Origin of the sequence: uncultured Lamprocystis sp. (genome assembly GCF_903933125.1) — a bacterium.
Lineage (GTDB): Bacteria > Pseudomonadota > Gammaproteobacteria > Chromatiales > Chromatiaceae > Thiodictyon.
In genome coordinates, this window is record NZ_CAIZIZ010000071.1 from 1 (window position 1) to 11,314 (window position 11,314).

The following is an 11,314-nucleotide window of genomic DNA, read 5'->3' on the forward strand; positions in this document are numbered from 1 at the left end:
ACGGTAGGAGCGGCCCCCGGCCGCGACGAGTGCCGGCTTGGGTGTGGCCGGATTAATGATCAAGGCCGGGCGTTGCACGATTGTCCAAAGCGCCGTCCGCCTTGCGTGCGGGATCCCAGAGTTGGTACTCGTAATCAATAACATGCGGCACAACTCAGGGGGCGAGAGAAGATTCAAGTGACTACCGTGCATAAAGCAATTCGCGAAACCCTGCTCCAGATAAGAATGCGGATACTGGGCAATGGCTTGGCCAAGACCTACATCGGCGACGAGCAGCCTTTACGCGCGGAATTATTCAGTGCGATCCAAATGGAGCAGCACGGCAAGGGACTTGCCGCGGCGCACCTGCTGGCTCCGCACCATGTTCCGGATCAGCTCCTGGTGCGGCTCAACGCGAATGAGTTGACCCTGATCGACGTCTGTGCCCTGCTGCTGGAGGCCGTGAGGAAAAACCGCCGTATTGCCCCGGCGGGAGAATGGCTGCTCGACAATTTTTATCTGATCGACGAACAGATGCGTACCGCCCGTCGGCATCTTCCCAAAGGCTACAGCCGGGAATTGCCGCGGTTGCGCAACGGCCCATCGGCCGGATTACCGCGCGCCTATGACATCGCACTGGAGATCATCGCGCACGGCGACGGCCGGGTCGACCCGGAGAATCTCAGTCGTTTCGTCGCGGCCTACCAGAGCGTCACCCCGCTGAAGCTGGGTGAACTGTGGGCGATTCCGATCATGCTGCGGCTCGCGCTGATCGAGAATCTGCGCCGCGTCGCGGCCCGCATCGCCGGCAGCCGAACCGGCCATAACCTCGCCGACGGCTGGGCCGACCAGATGGTGGCGATGGCCGAGAGCAATCCAAAGAATCTGATCCTGGTGATCGCGGATATGGCGCGGTCGCAACCACCGATGTCGAGCGCCTTTGTGGCGGAGTTTGCGCGCCGACTGCAAGGCCAGAGTTCCGCCCTGGCCTTGCCGCTGACCTGGATCGAGCAGCACTTGGCCGACGCGAGCCTGACCATCGAGCAATTGGTTCAGGTGGAGAACCAGCAACAGGCCGCGGACCAGGTGTCCATCAGTAACAGCATCGGCAGTCTGCGCTTTCTCGGCGCCATGGACTGGCGCGAGTTCGTGGAGACCATGAGCGTGGTCGAATGGACTTTGCGGGAAGACCCGGGCGGTATTTACGGCCGGATGGACTTTGCCACCCGCGATCGCTACCGGCACGTGGTGGAGCGTATTGCCAAGCACAGCCGACTCTCCGAGCCCGAGGTCGCGCGCCATGCGCTCGAACTGGCGCAGGATCGCGTAGGCCAGCCGGGCGGCGACACGCGGGCGGCGCATGTGGGTTATTACCTGATCGATCGCGGGTTGCCATTACTCGAGCGGCGGGCGCAGACGCGCTTGGGTCTGGCGGATGCCCTGCAACGGCGAGGGCGCCGCTTCCCCTTGTTCTTGTACTTGAGTGCGATCCTGGTCTTGACGACACTCTTCACCTTGAGCCTGCTGGCGCAGGCAGCGGTCGACAACTGGCCTGGTTGGCTGCTCGCACTTCTCTGTGTACCCGCGGTGTTGGGCACCAGTCAGTTGGCGATGGCGCTGGTCAACTGGTTCGCGACCCTGTTGGCGGCGCCGCATCCGCTGCCGCGGATGGACCTGTCCCACGGCATTCCGGTGGAGGCACGCACCCTGGTCGTGACACCGACCATGTTGACCGGCGTCGCGAACATCGAGACGCTGGTGGAGGCACTGGAGGTTCGCTTCCTGGCCAATCGGGACGAGAGCCTCCACTTCGGTCTGCTGACCGATCTGCGGGATGCGCCAACGCAGACGCTGCCGCAGGACGCTGGTCTGGTGCAGTTGGCCGTTGAACGGATCTCGGCGCTCAATGAAAAATACCCGCGGATGAGCGGCGACACCTTCTTCCTGTTCCACCGCCCGCGTTGCTGGAATCCGCAAGAGCGGGTCTGGATGGGTTACGAGCGCAAACGCGGCAAGCTGGCCGCTCTCAACGCGTTGCTGCTCGGCAGCACCCCTGATCACCTCCCGGATGGCGCGATCAGCCCATTCGCACGCGTGGTCGGCGACACCGCCATCCTCACCAACGTGCGCTATGTCATCACGCTGGACACCGACACCGAACTGCCGCGTGACGCGGCGCTGGAACTGGTTGGTGCCATGGCGCACCCGCTCAACCGCCCGCGCTGGGATGCGAACCGCCAACGGATCGTCGAAGGCTACGGCATCCTGCAACCCCGAGTGGCAGCGAGCCTGCCCGGTGCCAACCGGTCGCGGTACGCGCGGCTGTACGCAAGCGATGCCGGTATCGACCCCTACACACAAGCCGTCTCGGACGTCTATCAGGATTGGTTCCAGGAAGGCTCGTTCATCGGGAAAGGCATCTACGATGTTGCAGCCTTTGAACAGGCGCTGGCCGGGCGCCTGCCGGAGAACGCGATCCTCAGCCACGATCTGCTGGAAGGCTGTTACGCGCGCTCGGGTCTGCTCACCGACGTGCAGTTGTACGAGGAATATCCCACCTGCTACAGCGCGGACCTGAGTCGGCGCTACCGCTGGATGCGCGGGGACTGGCAAGTTGCGGGCTGGCTGTTGCCGCGGGTTCCCGATCGCGATGGTCATCAGCGTAAGAACCCGCTTTCGAAATTGTCGCATTGGAAATTTCGAGACCTTCGTCGGCCCGGCGGATCATTGGCTGCCGCCGGATAACTTCCAGGAGCACCCAGCGGTCACGGTCGCGCATCGCACCTCACCGACCAACATGGGCCTGTCGTTACTGGCGAACCTGGCAGCCTACGACTTCGGCTACCTTCCCGCCGGCGGACTCATCGCACGCACCGACAACGCGCTACGCACGATGGCGGACCTGACCCGCTACCGCGGCCACTTCTACAACTGGTACGACACCCAGTCGCTGCAACCGTTGGCCCCGCTCTATATCTCGTCGGTGGACAGCGGCAACCTTGCCGGCCACCTGCTGACCTTGCAGCCGGGACTGCTCGCGCTGGCTGACGATCCGATCCTCAGCGCGCGTTGGCTGGACGGCATCAGGGACAGCTTTCACTGCCTGTGCGAGGCGTTGCCTGACGCCCTGCCCGCCCCGCTCGTGCAGTTTCGGCAAACGCTGGACACTTGTGCGCTGGCGCCGCCGGCAACACTGACGATGGCACACCGGTGTCTGGAGACATTGACGATCACGGCCGATGCCGCGGTGTCTGGTGGGCTGGATGACGGCGTCGCCAACGACTGGGGGCCGGCGCTGGCCAGACACTGTCGCGCGCTGCTGGATGAGTTGTTGTATCTGGCGCCCTGGCTCGGCCTGCCGGCGGCGCCGACCGATCTTCCCGACGCACCGCCGTTCAATGCCATCCCAACCCTGCGCGCATTGGCCGCGATCACCGCCGGCGCCGCGCCTGCGGGCGGCGCACCGACCCCGCCGGCGGCGTATTGGCAGGCGGCGCTCCCGCTGCTTCAGGAAGGCTGCCGCCGCGCCCGCGAACGGATCAGCGCGCTCGAACTCCTGGCACTGCAAGCCGGGGAGCTGGCCTGGATGGACTACGACTTCCTGTATGACGAGGGCCGTCATCTGCTGGCGATCGGCTACAACGTGGCCGAACGGCGGCTGGATGCGAGTTACTACGACCTGCTCGCGTCGGAGGCGCGCCTGGGCAGTTTCGTCGCCATCGCTCAAGGCCAACTGCCGCAGGAGTCCTGGTTTGCCCTGGGTCGTCTGCTGACCAGCGCGGCCGGCGAGCCGACGCTCCTGTCGTGGAGCGGTTCGATGTTTGAGTACCTGATGCCGCTGCTGGTGATGCCGACCTACGACAACACCATCCTCGACCAGACCTATCGCGCGGCTGTTGCCGGACAGATCGCCTATGGGAGGGTGCGCAACGTACCCTGGGGCGTGTCCGAATCCGGCTACAACGCCGTCGATGCCCATTTCAACTACCAGTACCACGCCTTCGGCGTTCCCGGACTGGGGCTCAAGCGCGGACTGGCCGAGGATTTGGTCATTGCGCCCTATGCCAGCGCGCTCGCGCTGATGGTGGCCCCCGAGGCGGCGTGTGTGAATCTGCAGCGGCTGGCGGCCAGCGGATTCGGCGGCAAATTCGGCCTTTACGAGGCCGTCGACTTCACGCCCTCCCGGTTGCCCCGCGGACAGACGCGCACTCTGGTGCGGTCTTTTATGGCGCACCATCAGGGGATGACCTTCCTGTCGCTGGCCTATCTGCTGCTCAACCGTCCAATGCAGCGGCGCTTTACAGCGGCCCCCATGTTCCAGGCCACGGTGCTGTTGCTCCAGGAGCGCATTCCCAAGACTCCCGCCTTCTGTTCCCAAACCGGCGGCGATGTCACTGACTTCGGCCCTGCCGGAGGCGTTCAAGCGGCACCGGTGCGCGTCTTCGCCAGTCCCAACACCCGGCTGCCCCAGGTCCAGTTGTTATCGAACGGTCGCTACCATGTCATGCTCACCAACGCCGGCGGCGGCTACAGTCGCTGGCAGGATCTGGCCGTCACCCGCTGGCGTGAAGACAGTACGCGCGACCACTGGGGGAATTTCTGCTACATCCGCGATCTGGCCCGCGGCACCTTCTGGTCGACGACCTATCAGCCAACACTCCGGCAGCCGGATCAATTCGAGGCGATCTTCTCGGAGGGCCGCGCGGAGTTTCGGCGCCGCGATCTGGAGATCGAGTCCTATACCAAGATTGTCCTCTCGCCCGAGGACGACATCGAACTGCGCCGGGTGCGACTCACCAACCGGTCGAGCATGCGCCGCGTCATCGAGGTCACCAGTTACGCCGAGGTCGTGCTCGCCCCGGCCGCCGCGGACGCGCTGCACCCGGCATTCAGCAATCTGTTCGTACAAACCGAAGTCCTGAGCCCGCTGCCGGCGATCCTCTGCAACCGCCGACCGCGTTCCCATGACGAGCAGTCGCCCTGGATGTTTCACCTCATGGTGGTGCGCGGGGCGCAGTGCGCGCCCCCATCCTTCGAAACGGATCGACTGCGCTTCGTCGGCCGCGGCCACACCGTCGCGGCACCCCAGGCCCTGAGTACCAAGGGTCCGCTTGGCGGCAGCGCGGGTTCCGTGCTGGACCCGATCGCCGCCATCCGCTACTGCCTGACCCTCGAACCCGATCAGTCGGCCACACTCGATCTGGTCTGCGGCATCGGCGACACCCGCGACAGCGCCTTGCAGTTGATCGCGAAATATCAGGACCAACGACTGGCGGACCGCTGCTTCGATCTGGCCTGGACGCACAGTCAGGTGGTGCTGCGGCAACTCAATGCCAGCGCGGCCGACGCCCAACTCTACTGTCACCTGGCGAGCTCGATTCTCTACGCCAACGACTCGCTGCGCGCCGAGGCAAGCGTGCTCATGCAGAACCGCCGCGGGCAATCCGGACTGTGGAGCCACGCGGTCTCCGGCGATGTCCCGCTGGTGCTGCTGCAGATCAGCGACCCGGAGAACATCGAACTCGTTCATCAGTTGGTCCAGGCGCATGCGTATTGGCGCCTGAAGGGGCTGACCGTGGATCTCATGATCTGGAACGAGGATCGCGCCGGTTACCGGCAGCAACTCCACGAACAAATCCTGGGCCTGATTGCCGCGGGCGTCGGGGCCCATGTGCTGGATCGACCCGGCGGCATCTTCATTCGACCGGCCGATCAGATCTCCAACGAAGACCGTATCCTGTTCCAGACGGTGGCACGCGCCATCCTCAGCGACAGCCGCGGGACGCTCGCGGAACAGCTCAATCGTCGCGCCCGCATACAAAAGCGCTTGCCGCGCCTGCGGCCGATCGACGGTGATTCCTGGGTGCGGGACACCCCGGAGCAGCCCGACGCACCACCGGTGACCGCCATTGCGGACGGCGCCCGGCCGGCGCTCCTGTTCGATAACGGACTGGGAGGCTTCACCCCCGACGGCCGTGAATATGTCGTCATCACGAAACCCCATCAGGAGACGCCCGCGCCCTGGGTGAAGGTCCTGGCGAACCCGCACTTTGGAACCATCGTCTCGGAGAGCGGCGCGGCCTATACCTGGAGCGATAACGCCCACGAATTCCGTCTCACGCCCTGGCACAATGATCCGGTCAGCGACGGCAGCGGCGAGGCCTTTTACCTGCGCGATGAAGACAGCGGCCGCTTCTGGTCGCCCACGCCCCTGCCCCGCCGCGGAACAACGCCCTATACCAGCCGGCATGGCTTCGGGTATAGCTGCTTCGAACATACCGAGGACGGTATCCAGTCGGAGTTGTGGGTCTACGTGGCGCCGGATGCACCCATCAAGTTCACGGTATTGAAGGTACGCAATCGCTCGGGCGAGACGCGGCGGCTTTCCGCCACCGGCTATGTGGAATGGGTGCTGGGGGATCTGCGACCCAAATCCACCCCCTATATCGTGACTGAGATCGACCCCGCGAGCGGTGCACTCTTCGCACGTAACCCCTACAACACCGAATTTGCCCACCGGATCGGCTTTTTCGATGTGGACGACGCGACCCGGACCCTGACCGGCGACCGCGCCGAGTTCATCGGGCGCAACGGGTCCCTGCACAGTCCGGCCGCGCTGGCGCGCACCGGCCTGTCAGGCAAGGTTGGTGCGGCCCTGGATCCCTGCGCCGCGCTCCAGGTCAGTTTCGAACTCCAGGCCGGGCAGACACACGAAATCGTGTTCCGGCTCGGCGTGGCCGACCGCCGCGGCGCGGATGACCCCAGCAACACGGTCAATAGCCGCCGCGGCGCGGCCGCCGCGCGCGCCGTGCTCGCGACTGTGCAGCAGCAATGGCAGCACCGGCTGTCCGCCGTGCAAATCGAAACCCCCGACCCGGCACTCGACTGCCTGGCCAATGGTTGGCTCCTCTACCAAACTCTGGCGTGCCGCCTGTGGGCACGCAGCGGCTTCTATCAGTCGGGCGGGGCCTTCGGTTTCCGCGACCAGCTCCAGGACGTGATGGCGCTGATCCATGCCGAACCCAATCTGTTGCGCGAACAACTGCTGCTCTGCGCGAGCCGGCAGTTCCCTGAAGGCGACGTCCAGCATTGGTGGCATCCACCAACCGGCCGCGGGGTGCGCACCCATTGTTCGGACGATTACCTGTGGCTGCCATTGGCCACCTGCCGCTATGTGCAGAGCACCGGCGACACCGCTGTGCTGAATGAACCGGTCGGCTTCCTGCAAGGGCGTTATGTCAATGCGGAAGACGACTCCTACTACGATCTGCCGGGCCGCGCAGACGAAACCGTGAGTCTCTACCAGCACTGCGTGCGCGCCATTCTCCACGGCCTGCGCTTCGGCGCGCATGGCCTGCCGCTGATGGGCTCGGGTGACTGGAACGACGGCATGAACCTGGTGGGCATTCAGGGCCGGGGCGAGAGCATCTGGTTGGGCTTCTTCCTCCATGAGGTCCTGATGCGCTTCAGCGAGGTCGCAAGCCAACAAGGAGACGCGGCCTTCGTCGAGCGGTGCCGCGGCGAGGCGGCGCAGGTGCGCGAAAACCTCGATCAGCACGGTTGGGACGGCGGCTGGTATCGGCGTGCCTACTTCGATGACGGTCTGCCGCTGGGATCCGCGGTCAATCCCGAATGCCGGATCGACTCCATTGCGCAAAGCTGGTCAGTGCTGTCCGGGGCCGGCGATCCGCAGCGCGCCCGGCTGGGCATGGAAGCCTTGGACGCGCGCCTGGTGCGTCGCGACCTGGGGCTCATCCAATTGCTGGACCCGCCCTTCGACACCTCCGCGCTGGACCCTGGCTATATCAAAGGCTATGTCCCCGGCGTGCGGGAAAATGGCGGGCAATACACCCATGCGGCCATCTGGGCGGCCATGGCCTTCGCGGCCCAGGGCGACCGTGCGCGGACCTGGGAGTTATTCTCGATGATCAATCCGATCAATCATGGACGCTCACCGGACGCCATTGCGACCTACAAGGTGGAACCCTATGTGGTTGCGGCCGATGTCTATGCGGTTTCACCCCATGGCGGCCGCGGCGGCTGGACCTGGTATACCGGCTCGGCGGGCTGGATGTACCGCCTGATCCTTGAGTCCATCCTGGGGCTGCGGCTGGACGTCGACACGCTGCATCTCAAGCCCTGCATCCCCGCGGATTGGACCGGATTCACGCTGCACTACCGCTACCGCGAGACCCTCTACCACATTGTCGTGACCCAACTTCCCGCCGGGCAGGGCGAGCCGGGCGTGACCGTCGATGGCATGGCGCGTGACGACCTGAGCATTGCGTTGGTCGACGACCGCCGGGACCATGCGGTCGAGGTGCGGGTGCGCCTTGAGGAGGGTGCCGGCCCGCAGTGAGTGGTCCGCGCAACGGACCGATCGCGTCAAAGCGCACCACGCCTGAAACGCTTGTAGAGTCCTACGCCATAGTCTAAACCATCAGCGGAGGGGGCATCCTGGTCACAACTCCAAGGCGGGCCCTGACCAGAGCCCCCCCGCGGCGAGAAGCCGATCTCCTCGGCGTCTCCAACGTGCGGGCTGGCCCGCTCCAGGCGCTCTACGACATTCATCGCCAGGCGCTGGAAACCGGCCGCCTCGTAGACACATTGATCTGTGGAATACGACCCGGCCCTCACGGCGTACCGGCTGGCCGGGTCAACAGCGCGCCCTTGCTCCGCACTCAACCCGGCTTACGCTGAATGAAGCTGGCGACCCAGATCAGCAGCGCGGCCCCGAGCAGAGCGGTGACGACGCTGCCGACGAGCCATACAAAGCTGGCTAAGTCCCCGGCCAGAGAAACTAAAGTACCGCCCAGCGCGCCGCCGACCATGCCGAGTATGACGTCTCCGATCATGCCGAAGGGCGGCTCCCCGCCGATCAGTTTACGAGCAGCCACACCGGCGAACGCGCCGATCACGATCCAGATCAAGATTGTCCAAGAGAACATGGAACCATCCTCCGTAGGTGAAAAAAGAGGCCCGACAACGGGCCGGCCGGTGGGTACACCACAGTCACTGTCGGCGACGCTTGCGCGGCCGTCGCCACCTCGGCGTCGGCCTCCTTAACGAGGTGATACCCGCCCCGATGCGGCTGACCGGGCGTATCATCAGCAGATTGCTACACAGGTGCATGTCGAACTGATGCCAGGTACTATGGACCGGAGCCATCTTGTCCATTCTGATGCCTTGGTCCACGACGCAAAGAGACGGTACCATGACCACTGCCTATCGACAGGATTTTTATGCCTGGACCCAGGAGCAGGCTGCCTTGATGCGGGCCGGCAAGCTATCCGATATCGACTGGGCACTGGTCGCGGAGGAGATCGACGATATGGGCAAGAGCGAGAAAAGGGCCATGGAAAGCCGTTTGGAGGTCTTGTTGATGCACCTGCTCAAATGGCAGATACAGCAAGATCGACGCTCAAAGAGTTGGCAGAGAACGATAAAAGATCAAAGGCGTCGTTTAGGTAAACTCTTGCAGGAGAATCCCAGTCTCAAATCGGTGCTGGCGGAGTCCATCGCCGATGTTTACCCGTCCGCTGTCATCGCCGCAGCGAATGAAACAGGGCTGGACGAGGAGCATTTTCCTGAGACTTCTCCTTATACAGACAAGCAGATATTCGACCCAGACTTTTTGCCGGACTAAGGAACTGTTCACTAATAAGCTAAACAAGCGACCCTTACTCGTGTCTCAGCGCCTGAATCGGATCCATCCGCGCCGCCCGCCGGGCCGGAAAGTAACCAAATAGCACGCCAATGGCGGCCGAGAACAGGAAGGACAGCAGATTGATCGTCGGATTACTGGCCCTTGGCGGCGAGGAAAGGAGCGCAGCAGGTTACGCCGGATCGAGCGTAGTGCGAGCACCAGTGTCGTGCGCCACATCAGTGTCTCGCCTCCAGTGGCGTTGGCGCGGGTGGCGGCAGGTCCAGGCCGACCGGGTGCGGATTGGGTGCTTCGCTGTCGATCCGGCCGTCGACAAAGCGCACCAGACGCCGCGCATAGGCGGCCATGTCGGGCTCGTGAGTGACCATGAGGACGGTGCGCAGGCGGATCAGCGAGGTGCCGGCCGCCACCGCAACCGCGCCGCCGTCGCCCCCCCTGCGGCAGCACCCAGACCTGGCGGGCCGCAGCGACACTGGCGCTCAGCGCGGCCGACTTGCGTGCCGTCCTCGCCGGCCGCGGGGGATCAGGCTGGAGACGATGCCGCCGCCGGCCGCGGCGGTTCGTGTGCTGCGCCGATGCCGCGGCGTCGAGAGTCGGCCAGAGCGCGGCTGCCGCGACATCCCGTAATGCCCGGGCCTCCCGCAGGGCCGCCTGCGCTTCTTGTACGCTGGTGTTCGGTTGGGTCGGCGGCTTGCCGCTATACTGTGGCTGGACGCGAGAACGCTTTGCCGTACGCACGGCGTTGGTCTCACTCGCGGCGATCAGCATATGATGCGTGCTGACCGATGGGGCGGTCTGTGCGGCGGGGCACTGTGAGCACCGCGCGGCGCCCCCAAATCGACCCCATCCCGAAGCACTTTGCAGGTTGCTCCACTTCATGACGTCCGGCCCTCCAAGCCCACGCAGTAACCGCTTGCTCGCCGTGCTGTCCCCTGCCGTCCTCGAGCGACTGGTGCCCCGCCTGGAACTGGTCGCACTGCCGCTGGGTGAGGCCTTGTACGAATCCGGGGGCCGGTTGAGTCACGTCTATTTCCCCACCGATGCCATCGTGTCCCTGTTGAACGTCATGGAGAACGGCGCGTCGGCCGAGATCGCCGTCATCGGCAACGACGGTCTCGTCGGCATTGCCCTGTTCCTGGGTAGCGAGACCATGCCGAATCGGGCCGTGGTGCAGAGTGCGGGCCAGGCTTATCGGCTGAAGGCGTCCGTGTTCAAGCAGGAGTTCAACAGCTCCGGGGCCTTCCAGCGCCTGTTGCTGCGCTACACCTCGGCCCTGTTGACCCAAATGGCGCAGACCGCGGTGTGCAATCGGCACCATACGGTGGACCAGCAACTGTGTCGCTGGCTGCTCCTGTGTCTCGACCGGTTACCCTCGAACGAACTGACGATGACCCAGGAGTTGATCGCCAACATGCTCGGGGTGCGGCGCGAGGGCGTGAACGACGCCGCCGGCAAGTTGCAGAGTGCCGGCTTGATTGAATACAGCCGAGGTCATATCCGCATGGTGGATCGGCCGGGTCTGGAGGCGCGGGTGTGCGAATGCTACGAGGTGGTCCGAAAGGAATTTGCCCGCCTGCTCCCCGACGCCACCGCGGAATGACGGGGCCGTGAACGGTCGCGCGGCAACCTTGATCGTCGCCACCGGCTAAAGCCTCGACCTCCGGTTGTGAC

At 64.7% G+C, this 11,314-nt stretch carries 4 protein-coding genes and 1 pseudogene; 3 read left to right on the forward strand and 2 right to left on the reverse strand.

The genetic code is table 11. The annotated features are described in order from the left end of the window. The first annotated feature begins 225 nt into the window (after nt 1-225). Nucleotides 226-8,338 (forward strand): annotated as a pseudogene (locus QZY03_RS03065) (glucoamylase family protein). A gap of 322 nt (nt 8,339-8,660) precedes the next feature. Here the strand turns inward: QZY03_RS03065 and QZY03_RS03070 are convergent. Further along, on the reverse strand, nt 8,661-8,927 hold the full coding sequence (locus QZY03_RS03070) for a GlsB/YeaQ/YmgE family stress response membrane protein (protein WP_295578201.1): 267 nt from the start codon (nt 8,925-8,927) through the stop codon (nt 8,661-8,663). Between the two features lie 266 nt (nt 8,928-9,193). Here QZY03_RS03070 and QZY03_RS03075 point away from each other — a divergent pair, with 266 nt between their 5' ends. Beyond that, complete coding sequence (locus QZY03_RS03075) at nt 9,194-9,625, forward strand: DUF29 domain-containing protein (protein WP_295578204.1); 432 nt, start codon at nt 9,194-9,196, stop codon at nt 9,623-9,625. Between the two features lie 236 nt (nt 9,626-9,861). On the opposite strand, the gene QZY03_RS03080 is transcribed toward QZY03_RS03075, so the two are convergent. Further along, nucleotides 9,862-10,053 (reverse strand): hypothetical protein, encoded by a 192-nt coding sequence (locus QZY03_RS03080; RefSeq protein WP_295578206.1) that lies wholly within the window; start codon nt 10,051-10,053, stop codon nt 9,862-9,864. A 467-nt stretch (nt 10,054-10,520) separates the two neighbouring features. Here QZY03_RS03080 and QZY03_RS03085 point away from each other — a divergent pair, with 467 nt between their 5' ends. Beyond that, nucleotides 10,521-11,243, forward strand: coding sequence for a Crp/Fnr family transcriptional regulator (locus QZY03_RS03085; RefSeq protein ID WP_295578208.1), 723 nt, complete (start codon nt 10,521-10,523; stop codon nt 11,241-11,243). The last annotated feature ends 71 nt before the right edge of the window (nt 11,244-11,314 follow it).